At 65.3% G+C, this 15,628-nt stretch carries 17 protein-coding genes; 10 read left to right on the top strand and 7 right to left on the bottom strand.

All coding sequences use genetic code 11. The annotated features are described in order from the left end of the window. Positions 1–41 precede the first annotated feature (41 nt). Both GNH96_RS05165 and GNH96_RS05160 read left to right on the top strand, forming a co-directional pair. Positions 42–1,343 (top strand): FAD-binding oxidoreductase, encoded by a 1,302-nt coding sequence (locus tag GNH96_RS05165; RefSeq protein WP_169602696.1) that lies wholly within the window; start codon positions 42–44, stop codon positions 1,341–1,343. 2 nt (positions 1,344–1,345) lie between these two features. Then, positions 1,346–2,083 carry an SDR family oxidoreductase gene (locus GNH96_RS05160; RefSeq protein WP_169602695.1) on the top strand — a complete coding sequence of 246 codons (738 nt, stop codon included), beginning with the start codon at positions 1,346–1,348 and terminating at the stop codon, positions 2,081–2,083. Positions 2,084–2,469: 386 nt separating this feature from the next. Here the strand turns inward: GNH96_RS05160 and GNH96_RS05155 are convergent, their stop codons facing one another. The 7 genes from GNH96_RS05155 to polA all read right to left on the bottom strand — a co-directional run bounded on the left by GNH96_RS05155 (position 2,470) and on the right by polA (position 8,832). Further along, positions 2,470–3,771, bottom strand: coding sequence for a DUF3422 family protein (locus GNH96_RS05155; RefSeq protein WP_169602694.1), 1,302 nt, complete (start codon positions 3,769–3,771; stop codon positions 2,470–2,472). A 49-nt stretch (positions 3,772–3,820) separates the two neighbouring features. Beyond that, the gene (locus GNH96_RS05150) at positions 3,821–4,681 is read right to left on the bottom strand and encodes a radical SAM protein (RefSeq protein ID WP_169602693.1); all 861 of its coding nucleotides are present in this window, start codon (positions 4,679–4,681) and stop codon (positions 3,821–3,823) included. 26 nt (positions 4,682–4,707) lie between these two features. Then, on the bottom strand, positions 4,708–4,833 hold the full coding sequence (locus tag GNH96_RS15875; RefSeq protein WP_223163474.1) for a CcdB family protein: 126 nt from the start codon (positions 4,831–4,833) through the stop codon (positions 4,708–4,710). A 209-nt stretch (positions 4,834–5,042) separates the two neighbouring features. Then, positions 5,043–5,456 (bottom strand): type II toxin-antitoxin system VapC family toxin, encoded by a 414-nt coding sequence (locus GNH96_RS05145; RefSeq protein WP_169602692.1) that lies wholly within the window; start codon positions 5,454–5,456, stop codon positions 5,043–5,045. Positions 5,457–5,469: 13 nt separating this feature from the next. After that, on the bottom strand, positions 5,470–5,697 hold the full coding sequence (locus tag GNH96_RS05140) for a type II toxin-antitoxin system Phd/YefM family antitoxin (protein ID WP_169602691.1): 228 nt from the start codon (positions 5,695–5,697) through the stop codon (positions 5,470–5,472). Beyond that, on the bottom strand, positions 5,694–6,131 hold the full coding sequence (locus GNH96_RS05135) for a GIY-YIG nuclease family protein (protein ID WP_169602690.1): 438 nt from the start codon (positions 6,129–6,131) through the stop codon (positions 5,694–5,696). The genes GNH96_RS05140 and GNH96_RS05135 overlap by 4 nt, the downstream gene beginning before the upstream one ends. Next, a complete protein-coding gene (polA, locus tag GNH96_RS05130; RefSeq protein ID WP_188114792.1) occupies positions 6,118–8,832 on the bottom strand; it encodes a DNA polymerase I in 2,715 nt (904 codons plus the stop codon). Before polA ends, GNH96_RS05135 begins: the two co-directional genes overlap by 14 nt. A 201-nt stretch (positions 8,833–9,033) precedes the next feature. Here polA and GNH96_RS05125 point away from each other — a divergent pair, with 201 nt between their 5' ends. The 8 genes from GNH96_RS05125 (at position 9,034) to trpD (ending at position 15,627) form a co-directional block, all read left to right on the top strand. Next, positions 9,034–9,489, top strand: a complete 456-nt coding sequence (locus GNH96_RS05125; protein ID WP_228720021.1) for a hypothetical protein — start codon at positions 9,034–9,036, stop codon at positions 9,487–9,489. Between the two features lie 64 nt (positions 9,490–9,553). Further along, on the top strand, positions 9,554–10,702 hold the full coding sequence (locus tag GNH96_RS05120; protein WP_169602689.1) for a transporter: 1,149 nt from the start codon (positions 9,554–9,556) through the stop codon (positions 10,700–10,702). Between the two features lie 25 nt (positions 10,703–10,727). Beyond that, positions 10,728–10,874, top strand: coding sequence for a hypothetical protein (locus GNH96_RS05115; RefSeq protein WP_169602688.1), 147 nt, complete (start codon positions 10,728–10,730; stop codon positions 10,872–10,874). Between the two features lie 160 nt (positions 10,875–11,034). Further along, positions 11,035–11,727 (top strand): ribulose-phosphate 3-epimerase, encoded by a 693-nt coding sequence (gene rpe / locus GNH96_RS05110; RefSeq protein WP_169602687.1) that lies wholly within the window; start codon positions 11,035–11,037, stop codon positions 11,725–11,727. Next, positions 11,724–12,407, top strand: coding sequence for a phosphoglycolate phosphatase (locus tag GNH96_RS05105; RefSeq protein ID WP_169602686.1), 684 nt, complete (start codon positions 11,724–11,726; stop codon positions 12,405–12,407). The genes rpe and GNH96_RS05105 overlap by 4 nt, the downstream gene beginning before the upstream one ends. Positions 12,408–12,523: 116 nt before the next feature. Continuing rightward, positions 12,524–14,011: an anthranilate synthase component I gene (gene trpE / locus GNH96_RS05100; protein ID WP_169602685.1), complete on the top strand. Its 1,488-nt coding sequence runs from the start codon at positions 12,524–12,526 to the stop codon at positions 14,009–14,011. Continuing rightward, positions 14,008–14,595 carry an anthranilate synthase component II gene (locus GNH96_RS05095; protein ID WP_169602684.1) on the top strand — a complete coding sequence of 196 codons (588 nt, stop codon included), beginning with the start codon at positions 14,008–14,010 and terminating at the stop codon, positions 14,593–14,595. Before trpE ends, GNH96_RS05095 begins: the two co-directional genes overlap by 4 nt. 6 nt (positions 14,596–14,601) lie before the next feature. Continuing rightward, positions 14,602–15,627 (top strand): anthranilate phosphoribosyltransferase, encoded by a 1,026-nt coding sequence (gene trpD / locus GNH96_RS05090; protein WP_169602683.1) that lies wholly within the window; start codon positions 14,602–14,604, stop codon positions 15,625–15,627. Position 15,628: the final 1 nt, after the last annotated feature.

Below are 15,628 nucleotides of genomic sequence, written 5' to 3'. Positions count from 1 at the left end.
AGGTGCCCAAGCGTTTCGTGTTCCGGCAGCGGGGAGTCTGAATGCGACTGACCGGCTGGGGGCGCAAGCCCGTCGTCGACGCCGACATGCTGGCGCCGCGGTCGATATCCGAGGTGCAGATCCGATGCCGGCAGACGCCGTTCCGCGGCATCCCGCGTGGCAACGGCCGCAGCTACGGAGACAGCGCCCTGGCTCCACGAGTCTTGAGCAGCCGTCGGCTGGACCGGTTTCTGGCGTTCGATGCAGAAACCGGGGTGCTGCGCTGCGAGGCCGGCGTGCTGCTGGCCGACATCCTCGACGTGTCCGTGCCGCGCGGCTGGTTTCTGCCTGCGACGCCAGGCACCAAGCTGATCAGCGTCGGCGGTGCCATCGCCAGCGATGTGCACGGCAAGAGCCATCACCTCGAAGGCTGCTTCAGCCGGCATCTGGAGCGCTTTTCGCTCATGCTGGCCGACGGCGAGACTCTCGAGTGCTCGAGGACGCAGCATGCGGATCTGTTCCGGGCCACCTGCGGCGGCATGGGGCTGACCGGTTTCATCCTGGAAGCCTCGCTCCGGCTCAAGCCCATCCGCAGCGCCTATCTGCGGGAAACCACCTTCAAGGCCGAAAATCTCGATCACGCCCTATCCCTGTTTTCAGAGCATGCCGGCGCCCCCTACTCGGTCGCCTGGATCGATTGCCTCGCCACCGGTCCGAGGCTGGGCCGGTCGCTCCTCATGACCGGCGACTTCATCGACGACGGCCGCCTGCGGGCACCCGTCAAGTCACCACTTTCCGTGCCGTTCGATGTGCCGGGCTTTGCCCTGAACCGCTACAGCGTCGCCGCGTTCAATGCGCTGTATTACCACAGGGTGAGGACGGCGCAACGCGAGCGCATGGTGCATTTCGACCCGTTCTTCTATCCGCTGGACGGCATAGGCCACTGGAACCGGATTTACGGCAAGTCGGGTTTCACCCAGTACCAGTTCGTGGTCCCGCGGGAAGCCGGCCACGGCGGGATCGGGGCGGTACTGAAGCGAATCGTTGCGTCCAAACGAGGCTCGTTCCTCGCCGTGCTCAAGACTTTCGGCCCCGCCAACGACAACCCTCTGTCCTTTCCCATGGAAGGCTACACCCTGGCGTTGGACTTCAAGCTGGAGCCGGGACTGTTGCCGTTTCTCGAGGAACTGGACCGCATCGTTCTGGATCACGGCGGGCGGATCTACCTGACCAAGGATGTGCGCATGAGTGGAGACACCTTTCGCGCCGGTTATCCGCGTTGGGAGGCATTCCAGGAGTTGCGCCGAAAATATGGAGCGGACACCACCTTCCGCTCGTTGCAATCGGAACGTCTGGGGCTTTGAGCATGCAGAAAATATTGATCATCGGCGCCACTTCCGCCATCGCCCAGGCCACCGCCCGGCGCTTCGCCCGGCGCGGCGACCGGCTCTACCTGCTGGGCCGCGACCCGGACAGGCTGGATGGGATGGCCCAGGACCTTCGGATTCGCGGCGCCGAGTCGGTGAGCTACGCGAGCTTCGAGGCGGAAGACTTCGCCCGCCATCCCGCTTTGCTCGACCAAGCATACGAGGCCCTCGGCGGCCTCGACGTGGCCCTGATCGCCCACGGCACCCTGCCCGACCAGCGGGCTTGCGAGGCGAGCTTCGATACGGCGCGGCGGGAGCTGAACGTCAACGCCCTCGGCACGCTGTCGCTGCTGACCCACCTCGCCAACCGGCTGGAGAGCCAAGGGAGCGGAACACTGGCCGTGATCAGCTCACCTGCCGGCGATCGCGGCAGGCAAAGCAATTACGTCTACGGCGCGGCCAAGGCCATGGTCACGGTGTTCTGCCAGGGACTGCGCAACCGGCTGTTCGGGAGCGGCGTGCACGTCCTCACCATCAAACCCGGCTTCGTCGATACGCCGATGACCGCGGCCTTCGACAAGGGCATGCTGTGGGCGCAGCCGGAGCAGATCGCCGCGGGCATCGAAAAGGCCATCGGCAAAGGCAAGGATTCGGTTTACCTGCCGGGATTCTGGGCATTCATCATGCTGGCGATCAAACACATCCCGGAGGGAATCTTCAAGCGCCTGAAACTTTGATGGCGACGGCGGAACACGCCGTTGGAGCGATGCGCTTACCCGGAAAGGCAAGTGCTTTGAGTCACGGTCCCGTTTTCCTCCCCCACGGCGATATCGTCCTTGACCGACAGGCCGGCGACACCGTCGGAGTAGTCATCTCCGGTTCCGGACGTGGGGGGACTTGGGGCAGCGAAACCGACCTATCGCCCAGGTCCCCGACCGCCGTCGCAGTCATAACGGACATAACGGTCGGACCGTATTTCATACTGCCCCCTGCCGACGCAGCCGGAAACCAGAACGCCGATCGCCGCACCGACCGCGCGCTGCACGACATCGCTGGAATCCACGAAAACGTTTCCTCTTTATTCCTTACCAAGCCATGGGGCCGTGAAACAGCCCGCAAGCGCTCACTTCTGCTCCGAAAGTTCGTCCTGCTCGATCGTTTCCCTGAAGCGGCACAGGCCGCGGTAGACCATGTAGCCGACCCAGGGCACGCTGAGGCCGGTCATGAATTCCACGTTCACGAAATTGAGGCCGGCGGCTTTCAAGCCCTTGAACAGTTCGTTGGCCAGCGACACGCCGTAGTAGGTGATGGCGACCGCCGACAGCCCTTCCACGGTCTGCTGCAGGCGCAGTTGCAGCTTGGCGCGGCGGTTCATGGACTGCAGCAGGGACTGGTTCTGCTGGGCCAGCTTGACGTCGATGCGGGTGGTCAGCAACTGGTTGGCATTGGCGATCCGGCGTGACAATTGCTCCAGTCCATGCGCCACCGCTACGCAGGTCTGCATGGCCGGCGCCAGCCGCCGGGTCAGATATTCGGTAAAGGTCGGAAAGCCGGGAATGCGCTGCTCGCGCAACTGCTCGAGCCGGGTGTTGACGATGGCGTGGTAGGCCCGGGAGGCATCGAAGCGGGAATAACTCGCCGACAGCAGGTTCTCGACGTTGGCCGCCAGCTCGGACAGCTCCGCCTGAATGGCTTCGTCGGCCTCGCCGCCATCCGTGGTCAGGCAGGCCGTGAGGCGCAACAGCTCGTGGTCGGCTACGCGCAGCCGCGGAATCAGCTTGCGCGCCTCGGGGAACGCCATAAGCGCGAGCATCCGGTAAGTCTCGATTTCCAGAAGGCGCTGCACGGTCCGGCCCGCCTGGCCCGGAGAAAGCGATTCGTCCACCACCAGGAAGCGGCTGTAGCCGTCCGCATGAATGCGGAAATCGGTGTAGGCCCGCCCGGCGCCGCCGGCGATCTTCGATCCGATCACCCGGTTGCCTTCGAATACCCGGCTCAAGTCTTCTTCGCTGCGGAACCGGCTTTGTTCCTGCTGCGGCACGAGTTCGACGTGGGCTGCGACCAACAAAGTCCCCGGCAGCTTACCGAGCCAGTCGACCGGCAACGCATTGCACAACGAGTTTTCGAACGACCCGACGCCGTCGACGCGCCGACTGAACCGGTAGCGGGTGAATTCCTGGTGGCGCTCGATCTGAACCCGCACCTCGCCGTTGTCGAAGTAAATCTGCCCAGCCGCCTCCGGCGCGGATACCCGCCAGGCTCGGCACAGCTTCGCGATGTGCGCAGACTCGTTGGCGCGGTCTTCGGGCGTCACCAGCATGATCAGTTGCGACACCTGTTCCGGAGCGAACAGGTTCTCGTAGGCCCGCGCATGAATTTCATCGTTCAGCTCCCTGCGGTCCGCATGGCTGTGAGTCGGTAACATAAGCCTCGCTTCTCGTTGTGATTGTTCGAATTCCGCCATCGAGCCGGCGTCAGGGCGTGATCCTGACCGCCAGCCCGCGCTCCCGGATCGCGGCGCCGAACGCTTCCAGCGCCTCCGCCGGCAGGCGTGCCAGCCGGGACGACTCCGGCTGCAGGGAAGGCCGCGCCAGACCGTACAGCAATACCCCGCGCAAAGCGACCCCGCCGCAAACCAGACCGGACAGGAAGGCCAGATAGGCCTCCTGTTCGGGGGCGGAAGGCGGCGCACCGTCCCATGCAAACAGGCAGGTCTGGAGCCAGGTCGGGCAAAGCTTGGCGCAAACCGCGATGCGGCGCCTCACGGTCTGGGGCTGGAGATGCACGTTGTTGATCCGGCGGATGCCCGCCTCGGTGGCGCTGTCCAGCTTGAACCAGACTTCGCCGCCCAGGGCGGCCCAGTGCTTCAGGCCCTGTTGAACGGGCAAGCGCTCGATGCCGCTGCCGTTGGTGATCAGCACGAACCCGATCCGTCCGGGCAGGCCGAATCGCCCTGCCACTTTTCCGATGGCCTCGATGACCTGCTCGAACTCCGCCACGCTGGTCGGCTCGCCGTTGCCGGAAATGGCGATATCGCGGACGTGGCGCTGATCTTCCGGCACGCCGTAACGCTCGAAAAAATCCCCCTCGAGCACATCGGCCAGAAAGCCCTCCAGCTCTTGAGCGAGCAGAGCGACATCGACGGCCGGCGCGCCGCCGCGGCGCAGGTCCGGCACTTGGCAGTAGATGCAGCGCCAGTTGCAGGCATGGTTCGGGTTGAGATTGATGCCGACCGACAGGCCGCCCGCGCGCCGGGACAAGACCGGATAGACATGGCGCAGGCCCGCGCTGTCGCGGCTGTGATCGGAGACGGAAAGTCGAGGGGATACGGACACGCTCGAAAATACCAGGCGGGTTCCGGTCAGAACCCTTGAAACAGAAAATCCCGCGCCTGGGTCATGTCCAGGCGGCAGGCGGCTAGCGAAGTCACCGGCACGTTCAGGATTCGCACGGGGACGGCGGCGAGCTTGGAATTTCCAGAAGGCATTCGTCGCCCTCGACCGTCGCTACCGGCATCAGATTGGCCGGAACGATGGATGCCGGAAAACGGCTGCGTCGGCGCACGTGATGTTGGTCGCTTTCTTGGCGTGGTTGCCGGTTATCGCCATGACGCGGCATCCTCCTGGTGACATCGTAGGCACATGATAGGCCAACATCAAAACCGGCGCCATTGCCCGAGGAACTCGAGACGGCCCCTCAAACCGCTGCTACGCGCAGCCCCGCGCGCTCCGCCGCCTCGAGCTGCCGGCCGTCAGCGGAGACGAATACATCGGCCTTCAGCGCCACGGCACTGCCGATATGAATGGCATCCATACCTCGCAATACATTGTTCTCCAAACAGGAAATTGCACATCCCAATACAGCCGGATTCAGATCACACACGGCGACATCCTGAATATCGAGCAGCAGCAACGACTTGATCTGCCGATATTGCTCCTCCGTGATCCGATTTTCCCGACGCAAACGGCAGAACGCCGAAACGATCTCCGGCAATGCCATCCCGGAAAGTCCGATCTCGTCTGCGCGATCGCACCAAGCGAGAACCGAGTCGGTGCCCGCCTCGCGAACATAACGTTTCGCGAAGGCCGAAGAGTCGAAAAAAACCCGCATCGCAACGCTCCCCTCACCGCCCGGCGTCACGCTCCTCCAGAATCATGCGGCTGAGGGCGATACCATCAAGCACCAGAGGCTGCACGTTGCGGCGTTTCCACGACGGAAGTTCGGCCATCACCGGCACGATGTCGGCGATAGGCTTGCCGTTACGCAAAACCCGAACCGATTCTCCCGCCTCGACGAGGTCGAAATACTGCTTGGCATGATGGCGAACCCCGGCAAATGTGGCTTGTTTCACGGCAAGCTCCTCCCGAAGTACAACATGGCATCCAAATGTCCATTCGCGGAAACCGCCAAGCACTCGCTTCTGCCGCAGTACTTGAGATGGCTGCCGCAGCCGCTGCGGCAATCGCTGGCGCCGAAACCCGGCGCGACGACGACGCCTTCGGTAGCCTGGTTCACCGCGCATTCGCCGTCCTCGAACAAACGGACGCCCACCACCTCGGCCTCTCCGGCAATCAGCAGGTAATCGATATGCCAGCGCAATCGCTTGTCCCGGGTCAGGTGGCGATCGATGCGCGCCGCCAGATTGCGGCGGGCGCTGCCGGTGTAGACGTAGCGGCCGGCCGGAAACAGGAACTCGCCCAGCCGGCCGACCGCTATCCTGGCGTCGGCCGTCAGCACGATGTCGAGCTGGTAGACCGTCGCCGCTTGCGCATCAATGGGCTTCATCCCAGTTGTCGCCCGTGCCGATGTCGACGACCAGCGGCACGGCGAGTTCGGCGGCGCGGCTCATGTGATCGCGGACGGCTGCGGCGGCTTCGGACACGAAATCCTCGGCCACTTCGAACACCAGTTCGTCGTGGACCTGCATGATCATGCGCAGCGGCGCACGGCTGGCTTCGAGCCAGGCATCCACCGCGATCATCGCCCGCTTGATGATGTCGGCGGCCGTCCCCTGCATGGGCGCGTTGATCGCGGTGCGCTCGGCGTACTGGCGGCGCTGGGCGTTGCGGGAGTGGATGTCCGGCACGTGCAGCCGGCGGCCGAACAGGGTTTCGACGTAGCCGCGCTCGCGGGCCGATTCGCGGGTGCTGTCCATGTAGGCGCGCACGCCGGGATAGCGGGCGAAGTAGAGGTCGATGTAGCCCTGCGCCAGCTTCTGCTGGATGCCGAGCTGCTTGGCCAGACCGAAGGCGGACATGCCGTAGATCAGCCCGAAGTTGATGGCTTTGGCGGAACGCCGCTGGTTGAGCGTCACCTCTTCCAGCGGCACGCCGAACACCTCGGCGGCGGTGGCACGGTGCACGTCGGCATCCTCGGCGAAGGCGGCGAGCAGGTTCGCATCGCCCGACAGATGCGCCATGATCCGCAGCTCGATCTGCGAGTAGTCCGCCGCCAGCAGCTTGTGGCCGGGCGGTGCGATGAAGGCCTGGCGGATGCGGCGGCCTTCATCGGTCCGCACCGGGATGTTCTGCAAATTGGGATCGGAGGACGACAGCCGCCCGGTCGCCGCCACCGCCTGGTGATAGGAGGTGTGGACCCGGCCGCTACGGGGATTCACCTGCTGCGGCAGCTTGTCGGTGTAAGTGGACTTGAGCTTGGACAGCGAGCGGTATTCGAGGATCAGCCGCGGCAGCTCGAAAGTCTCGGCCAGATCCTGCAGCACCGATTCGTCGGTGGAGGGCTGGCCGGTGGGCGTCTTCTTGATGACTGGCAGCCCCAGCTTGTCGTACAGGATGGTCTGGATCTGCTTGGGCGATGCGAGATTGAAGGTCTCGCCGGCCACGGTCTGGGCCTCAAGCTCGACCTGGGCCATGCGCAGCTCCAGCTCGCGGCTCTGCTCCGCCAGCTTGTACACGTCCACCAGCACGCCGGTTCGCTCGATGCGGGACAGCACCGGCACCAGCGGAATCTCGATGGTTTCGTACACCGCCCGCAGCGCGGGTATGCTCTCCAGTTGCGGCCACAGCGCCCGGTGCAGGCACAGCGTGATGTCGGCGTCCTCGGCGGCGTAGCGGCAAGCGTCCTCGACCGCCACCTGGGCGAACGGGATCTGCTTCGCGCCCTTGCCGGCGACATCCTCGTAATGGATGGTCTTGCGGTCCAGGTAGCGCTCGGCCAGCGAGTCCATGTCGTGGCGGGTCGCCGTGCTGTTCAGCACATAGGACTCCAGCATGGTGTCGTGGCGGATGCCGCGCAACGCGATGCCATGGTTGAGCAGCACGTTGGCGTCGTACTTGAGATGCTGGCCCAGCTTGGGTTTGGTTTCGTCCTCCAGCAGCGGCCGCAGGCGCTCCAGCACCATGGCCCGGTCGAGCTGGACCGGCACGCCGGGGTAGTCGTGCGCCAGCGGCACATAGGCCGCCTCGCCCGGCTCGACGGCGAAGGACACACCGACGATCTCGGCGCGCATGTAGTCCAGGCTGCTGGTCTCGGTATCGAAGGCGAACAGTTCGGCCGCTTCGAGTTTCTCCAGCCAGCGGTCCAATGCTGCCTGCTCCGTCACCATGTCGTAGCGCATCTCGACCTGCGGTACCGGGGCGACAACGGGACCCGCCTTCGGACCGTCCGGCTCGGCGTCCAGTTGCCGCAGCAAGGTCTTGAACTCCAGCCGGGCGTACAGCTCGCGCAGCGCCGCCTTGTCCGGCGGCCGCCGCTTCAGCGACTCCGGCGCCAGCGGCAGCGGAATATCGCAGCGGATGGTCGCCAGTTCGCGCGAGAGCGGGATCAGCTCCAGGCTGGCGCGGAGGTTCTCGCCGATCTTGCCGCCGACTTCGCCGGCACGGGCGATCAGCGCATCGAGCGAACCGTACTCGGCCAGCCATTTCGCCGCGGTCTTGGGGCCGACCTTGGGCACGCCGGGGATGTTGTCCGAGGCGTCTCCGACCAGAGCGAGATAGTCGACGATGCGCTCGGGCGGCACCCCGAACTTGGCGATCACGCCCTCCACGTCGAGCCGGCTGTCGAACATGGTGTTCTCCAGGGTCACGCGGTCGCACACCAGTTGCGCCATGTCCTTGTCCCCGGTCGAGATCAGCACCCGGAAGCCCCGCTCCACCGCCTGCCTGGCCAGAGTGCCGATGACATCGTCCGCCTCCACGCCCGGCTCGATCAACATCGGCAAGCCCAAAGCCCGCACCGCCTGATGCAGCGGCTCGATCTGGCTCCGCAGATCGTCCGGCATGGGCGGCCGGTGCGCCTTGTAATGCTCGAACAGTTCGTCGCGGAAATTGCGGCCGGGGGCGTCGAACACCACGGCGATATGGGCACCGTCGTAGGACTGCACCAGTTTGCGCAGCATGTTGATGACGCCATAGACCGCCCCCGTCGGCTCGCCGCGGGAATTGGTCAGGGGCGGCAGGGCGAAAAAAGCGCGGTAGAGAAACGAGGAGCCGTCGACGAGGACGAGCAGAGGAGCGGCATCGGACACGGGGAAAACCTGCGACAAATCGGGAGTCACAAGATATACGATATGACCAGACAGGCGAAACGCCTGTGCCGCCATGCCTGCTCGGATGCCGGCAGCCCGGTTCCGGGGATGGAACGCCGGGCAGCAGGTCATTTCAACCTATTGCGATGCTACACTTCGGCTCGCTCCTTTCGATTTTTCCGATGCCCCCAAGGAGAACACATGCACGGCATCCGCCTTCTGGCTCTCGCACTGATGTTCGGCTTGTCGCAGCCGGCGATAAGCGACACCGCCGATAACGCACCCCGAGACGACTACGCCCAATCGAGAAAGCGCCTGGTCGAGAGCAATCTGCAGCTTTCCCCGGAAGAGGCCGCCCGCTTCTGGCCGCTGTACGAACGCTACTGGGACGAGCTCTCGGCCCTGACCGCGCGGCGCGAATACTACTACAGCGAGTTCGGCAACAATTTCGACGACATGACGGACGAACTGGCGAAGAAGATCACGCTGGGCTACATCGCTGTGGAAGAGGACCGCTACCGACTTCTGAAATCCTTTTTCCCCAAGTTCGTGGCCGCCATCTCCGCCAAGAAGGCCGCGCGCTACTATCAGATCGAAGCCAAGATCCATTCCGCGGTCAACTCGGAAATCGCGGCGCGGATTCCCTTGATCAAATAGCCCAAAGTTCCGCCGGGAACACGCGCCCATGCGAGCCGCCCCACGATCCGCCGGGCTCCTTTCGATGCTCCTCGTTCTCGACGGGTGCGCGTCCGCTGGCAAAAGCTCGGATCCCGCAGAGCCGACCACGACGCCGCCGCAGAAGGCGGAATCCTCATCCGCCCCTGGCGTTCATCCCGCCGTCGCGCCACCGTCCTCCACACCGGACGGCGACTTCGAGTCTTCCTACCGGGAGTTCCAGGCCCTGGCCAGAAAGCGGGTGGAAACCATGCAGGCGGAGCTGCGAACCGAGAACCGGCGGGCAGAAGCGGCACCGCCGGAACGACCGCCCGAATCGCAGGACTTCTACCAGCCATTCCGGGCCTACGGCACGGAGCGTGCAATCGAGGTCGCCGAAGCCTTCTTCAAGGGCCGCTACAACCGTTCCCGCGCCCGGTTGCCCGAAAACGTCGAAAAATGGCGCTCGCGGCCCGACATCGGCAACCCCGGCCCGGACCTGGCCAACTTCCCCAACAGCGCGTTTACGCTTCCCTCCGGACGCGCCTATGTGGAATTCGTGCCGTTCACCTATTACGGCACCTCGCATTCGAGCCCGGCGCAATACAACACCGAATTCCTGCTGCGCTACGGCCTGACCGACGACATCGAGCTGCGTTTGTTCGGCAACGGCGTCGCCTGGCAGGGCGGCAGCCATTCCGGCTGGGGCTTTTCGCCCATCGCCTTCGACACCAAGATCAACGTCTGGCTGGAAAAGCCGGACTATTTCCTCCCGGCTTTGGGGATCGAGGCCTACATCCAGACCCAGTGGCTGGGCAGCGCGCCTTTCGACTCCGGCACCCAGCCTTCGATCAGTTTCAATTTCGACCAGTCGCTGCCGTTCGACATCGACCTGGAATACAACCTGGGCGCGACCCGCACCCAGCAGAGGCCGGGCCAGAACGAATGGGAATTCGTCTTCCAGTGGGCCTTGCAGCGCGACCTCTTCGACAAGGATTTCGCCGCCTTCATCCATGGCTACTACAACGCCACGACCCTGCCGCGGCTCCCCCATTCCCAAGCCCCCGTTAGCGACGACCTGACGCAGGACGCGGTCGGCGCCGGCTTGATCTGGACGGTCAACAGCCGCTTCGCCATGTGGGCGCAGAGCGCCGCCGGCACCACCCGGAACTCCCCATCCCTGATCAGTTCACTGGGACTCGCCCTCGCCTTCTGAAGCCTCGATCCGAGACCACCGAGCCATGCCGCCGCCATTCCCGCGCCCCGGACTCGTTGGCGTGCCGTGGACGCTCAACGACCGTGTCGCCATGTGGGCCCAGAACGCCGTCGGCACCACCCGCTGGACGCCTGGCCTGCTCAGCACCGTCGGTGTCGACCTCGCATTCTGAAAGCGGCGCCGTGGCCGGCGTGAGACCAACGCATGCCTTGCCCCGACTCAGGTCTAAATGCCAGAATAACCGGCCGAACCGCCGCACGCGGAAACACCCCGCGCAGACCGTGACGCGCAACGGCCTGCGCTTTCGTTGAGTCCCAAGGAAAACCATTGCCATGAACGAATTCTGGATCGCCCCTTCGATTCTCTCCGCCGACTTCGCCCGCCTCGGCGAGGAAGTGGACAACGTCCTCAAGTCGGGCGCCGACATCGTCCATTTCGACGTGATGGACAATCACTACGTCCCGAACCTGACCATCGGCCCGCTGGTATGCGAGGCGCTGCGCAAGCACGGGGTGACGGCGCCGATCGACGTGCATCTGATGGTCAAGCCGGTGGACCGCATCATTCCCGATTTCGCCAAGGCCGGGGCGAGCTACATCACTTTCCATCCGGAAGCCTCCGAACACGTCGACCGCAGCCTGCAGCTGGTCAAGGATTCCGGCTGCAAGACCGGCCTCGTGTTCAATCCGGCCACGCCGCTCAACTACCTCGATCACGTCATGGACAAGCTCGACATGATCCTGCTGATGTCGGTCAACCCCGGCTTCGGCGGCCAGTCGTTCATCCCCTACGTGCTGGACAAGGTCCGCGAATGCCGCCGCCGCATCGACGCCAGCGGCCGCAACATCCGCCTGGAGATCGATGGCGGCGTCAACGCCAGGAACATCCGCGAGATCGCCGCGGCGGGCTGCGACACCTTCGTGGCCGGATCGGCGGTGTTCGGCGCCGGCCAGGCGGACGACCCGAACCGCTACGACTCCATCATCCGCGCCCTGCGCAGCGAACTGGCCCAGGCCCGCGCATGATCGGATTCCGGCCCGAGCTGATCGCCTTCGACCTCGACGGCACCCTGGTCGACAGCGCGCCCGACCTGGCCTGGGCGGTGGACGCCATGCTGGAGCGGCTGGGCCGTGCCCCGGTCGGGCTGGAACGGGCGCGGGGCTGGATCGGCAACGGCGCGGACATGCTGATCAAGCGGGCCATGACCGGGCAGCTGTGGCCGGCATCGGAACCCGAGGACTTCCAGGAAGGCATGCGCCTGTTCCTGGAATTCCACGAAGCGCATCTGTGCGAGCGCGGTGGCTTGTTTCCCGGCGTGCTCGAAGGCCTCCGGACCCTGAAGGCGGAGGGTTATGCCACGGCCGTCATCACCAACAAGCTGGCCCGCTTCACCGAGCCGCTGCTGGAACGGCTCGGGGTGACCGAGTATCTCGACTTCATTGGCTCGGGCGACCAGTTCGAGCGCATCAAGCCGGACCCGCTGCCGCTGCTGAAGACGGCGGAGCGGTTCGGCGCCTCGCCCGAGCGCTGCCTGATGGTCGGCGATTCCGACAACGACGTGCGGGCCGCGCGGGCCGCCGGTTATGCGATACTGTGCGTCCCTTACGGCTACCGGGGGGAGGTCGCCACGCCGGAACAACTGGGCGCGGACGGCATTGTGGATTCCATCGGCGCGCTTCCCGCCTTACTGAAACGACTGACATGACGGCTTTATTCGGATTCGATCACCCACAACGATGGCGCAGCGCGGACTGAGCACAGACGTTTGACCGTCACGGCCGCCGTGCCGTCCATCGTTTCGCATCGAACACCGGAGTTCTCATGACCCCCGAACAATTCCAGGCCTACGCCGCGCAAGGCTACAACCGCGTCCCGCTGGCGCGGCGCGTGCTCGCCGATCTCGACACACCCTTGAGCGCCTATCTCAAGCTCGCCGACGGGCCTTATTCCTATCTGTTCGAATCCGTCCACGGCGGCGAGCAATGGGGCCGCTATTCCATCATCGGCCTGCCTTGCCGGACCCGCATCGAGGTGCGCGGACACTCGATCGCCCTGCTGCAGGACGGCGCGCTTGGCGAAACCCTGGTGGCGGACAATCCGCTGGCATGGATCAAAGCCTACGGCGCCCGCTTCAAGGTGCCGGACATCGATGGCCTGCCGCGCTTCACCGGCGGCTTGGTCGGCTACTTCGGCTACGAGACGATGGGCTACATCGAGCCGCGCCTCGCCACCGCCAAACCCGACCCGATCGGCTCGCCCGACATCCTGCTGATGGTGTCGGAAGAAGTGCTGGTGTTCGACAACCTCACCGGCAAGCTGCTGGTCGTCGTCCATGCCGACCCGAACGAGGCCGGCGCCTACGACCGGGCCCAGGCCCGGCTGGACGAACTGGTCCGGGGACTGCGCAGCCGCCGGGTTCTCGCCGCAACGCCGCACGCGCCGCGCACGGTGGACGAAACCGACTTCATCTCCGGCTTCACCCAGGAAGGCTTCGAGAATGCGGTGCGGCGGGTCAAGGACTACATCGTCGAGGGCGACGTGATGCAGGTGGTGCTGTCGCAGCGGCTGAGCATTCCCTACGCTGCCTCGCCCTTGGACCTCTACCGCGCCCTGCGCTGCCTCAACCCCTCGCCCTACATGTACCAGCTCAACCTGGGGGATTTCCACGTGGTCGGCTCCTCGCCGGAAATCCTGGTGCGGCTGGAGGACGGCACGGTCACGGTGCGCCCCATCGCCGGCACCCGCCGCCGCGGCCGCAGTCCGGAAGAGGATCAGGCGCTGGAGCAGGAGCTCCTGGCCGACCCCAAGGAAATCGCCGAGCATCTGATGCTGATCGACCTGGGCCGCAACGACACCGGCCGGATTTCCGAGACCGGCAGCGTGCGGCTCACCGACAAGATGATCGTGGAGCGCTATTCCCACGTCATGCACATCGTCTCCAACGTGACCGGCAAGCTCCAGGCCGGCAAGGACGCCTACGACGTGCTGGCGGCGACCTTCCCCGCCGGCACCGTCAGCGGCGCGCCGAAGATCCGGGCCATGGAGATCATCGCCGAGCTGGAGCCGGTCAAGCGCGGGGTCTATTCCGGCGCGGTGGGCTATATCGGCTGGTCCGGCAACATGGACACGGCGATCGCCATCCGCACCGCCGTCATCAAGGACGGCCAGCTCCACATCCAGGCCGGCGCCGGCATCGTCTATGACTCGGTGCCGCGCAGCGAATGGGAGGAAACCATGAACAAGGGCCGGGCCATTTTCCGTGCGGTCGCCATGGCCGAGGCCGGCCTCGAAGAAGGCGAGAACGTATGAGCACCCGCGTCCTGATGATCGACAACTACGACTCCTTCACCTACAACCTGGTGCAGTACCTGGCCGAGCTGGGCGCGGAGGTCCAGGTGGTGCGGAACGACCAGATCGCGGTGGAGGAGATCGAGCGCATAGCCCCGGACAAGATCGTCATCTCGCCCGGCCCCTGCACGCCGAAGGAAGCCGGCATCTCGGTGGAGACGATCCACCGCTACGCCGGGCGCTATCCCATCCTCGGGGTCTGCCTCGGCCACCAGAGCATTGGCCACGCCTTCGGCGGCAACATCATCCACGCCAAGCGCATCATGCACGGCAAGGTGTCGATGGTGCGCCACCGCGACGTCGGCGTGTTCCACGGCCTGAGCAATCCGTTCCAGGCCACCCGCTACCATTCGCTGGTGATCGAGCAATCCACCCTGCCCGAGTGCCTGGAAGTCACCGCCTGGACCGAGGACGATGACGGCGGCATCGAGGAAATCATGGGCGTGCGCCACAAGACCCTGGACGTCGAAGGCGTGCAGTTCCATCCCGAATCGATCATGACCGAGCAGGGCCACGACCTGCTCCGCAACTTCCTGCACCGGTAACAGCCCATGGAAATCCCCGAAATCCTGGAAACCCTGCTGGCCGGCAAAGACTTGAGCCCCAGCGCGATGCGCGCCGCCATGCGCCGGATCATGAGCGGCGGCGCCACGCCGGCCCAGATCGGCGCCTTCCTGATCGCCCTGCGCTGCAAGGGCGAGACCGTCGACGAAGTGGCCGCCGCGGCCCAGGTGCTGCGGGAAATGGCGACCAAGGTGCCGGTATCGGGCCCCCATCTGCTCGACACCTGCGGCACCGGGGGCGACACCAGCAAGACCTTCAACATCTCCACGACCGCGGCCTTCGTGGTCGCGGCGGCGGGCGGCCGGGTCGCCAAGCACGGCAGCCGCTCGGTGTCGGGCCGCTCGGGCAGCGCCGACGTGCTGGAAGCCGCCGGCGTCAACCTCGAACTCACCCCGGACCAGGTCAAGACCTGCATCGAAACGCTCGGTGTCGGCTTCCTGTTCGCCCAGCGCCACCACGGCGCGATGAAATACGCCATCGGGCCGCGCCGGGAACTCGGCGTCCGCACCCTGTTCAACCTGCTCGGCCCTCTGACCAACCCCGCCGGTGCGCCGAATCAGCTGGTCGGGGTCTACACCGATCAATGGGTGGAAGGCCTCGCCCGGGTGCTGCAGCAATTGGGCAGCTCGCACGTCCTGGTCGTGCACGCCGAGGACGGGCTGGACGAGATCAGCATCGCCGCGCCCACCCATGTCGCCGAGCTGAAAAACGGCCTGATCACCAACTATGAGGTGCAGCCGGAGCAGTTCGGCTTCGAGCGCGCCGCTTTGAGCGAACTCGCCATCGACACCGTCGCCGCCAGTCTGAAGATGATGCATGGCGTGCTGGACAACGTGCCGGGCCCCGCCCGCGACATCGTCGCCCTGAACGCCGGCGCCGCCATCTACGCTGCCGATCTGACCGACTCGCTGGAAGCCGGGGTCCGCCGCGCCGAGGCCGTCATCGCCGACGGCTCGGCCCGCGCCAAGCTCGAAGCGCTGGCCGCCCTTTCCCGCCAATTCGCCGCAAGCTGAA

The sequence above is a fragment of the Methylococcus geothermalis genome, from assembly GCF_012769535.1.
Taxonomy (GTDB): Bacteria; Pseudomonadota; Gammaproteobacteria; order Methylococcales; family Methylococcaceae; genus Methylococcus; species Methylococcus geothermalis.
This window is presented reverse-complemented; position numbering and strand designations above follow the sequence as displayed.

Bases quoted from the DNA above. Each gene is read 5' to 3' on its own strand.
- GNH96_RS05165 (WP_169602696.1), top strand. From the start codon at position 42: ATGCGACTGACCGGCTGGGGGCGCAAGCCCGTCGTCGACGCCGACATG.
- GNH96_RS05160 (WP_169602695.1), top strand. From the start codon at position 1,346: ATGCAGAAAATATTGATCATCGGCGCCACTTCCGCCATCGCCCAGGCC.
- GNH96_RS05155 (WP_169602694.1), bottom strand. From the start codon at position 3,771: ATGTTACCGACTCACAGCCATGCGGACCGCAGGGAGCTGAACGATGAA.
- GNH96_RS15875 (WP_223163474.1), bottom strand. From the start codon at position 4,833: ATGCCTTCTGGAAATTCCAAGCTCGCCGCCGTCCCCGTGCGAATCCTG.
- GNH96_RS05145 (WP_169602692.1), bottom strand. From the start codon at position 5,456: ATGCGGGTTTTTTTCGACTCTTCGGCCTTCGCGAAACGTTATGTTCGC.
- GNH96_RS05135 (WP_169602690.1), bottom strand. From the start codon at position 6,131: ATGAAGCCCATTGATGCGCAAGCGGCGACGGTCTACCAGCTCGACATC.
- GNH96_RS05125 (WP_228720021.1), top strand. From the start codon at position 9,034: ATGCACGGCATCCGCCTTCTGGCTCTCGCACTGATGTTCGGCTTGTCG.
- GNH96_RS05120 (WP_169602689.1), top strand. From the start codon at position 9,554: ATGCTCCTCGTTCTCGACGGGTGCGCGTCCGCTGGCAAAAGCTCGGAT.
- GNH96_RS05115 (WP_169602688.1), top strand. From the start codon at position 10,728: ATGCCGCCGCCATTCCCGCGCCCCGGACTCGTTGGCGTGCCGTGGACG.
- rpe (WP_169602687.1), top strand. From the start codon at position 11,035: ATGAACGAATTCTGGATCGCCCCTTCGATTCTCTCCGCCGACTTCGCC.
- GNH96_RS05105 (WP_169602686.1), top strand. From the start codon at position 11,724: ATGATCGGATTCCGGCCCGAGCTGATCGCCTTCGACCTCGACGGCACC.
- trpE (WP_169602685.1), top strand. From the start codon at position 12,524: ATGACCCCCGAACAATTCCAGGCCTACGCCGCGCAAGGCTACAACCGC.
- GNH96_RS05095 (WP_169602684.1), top strand. From the start codon at position 14,008: ATGAGCACCCGCGTCCTGATGATCGACAACTACGACTCCTTCACCTAC.
- trpD (WP_169602683.1), top strand. From the start codon at position 14,602: ATGGAAATCCCCGAAATCCTGGAAACCCTGCTGGCCGGCAAAGACTTG.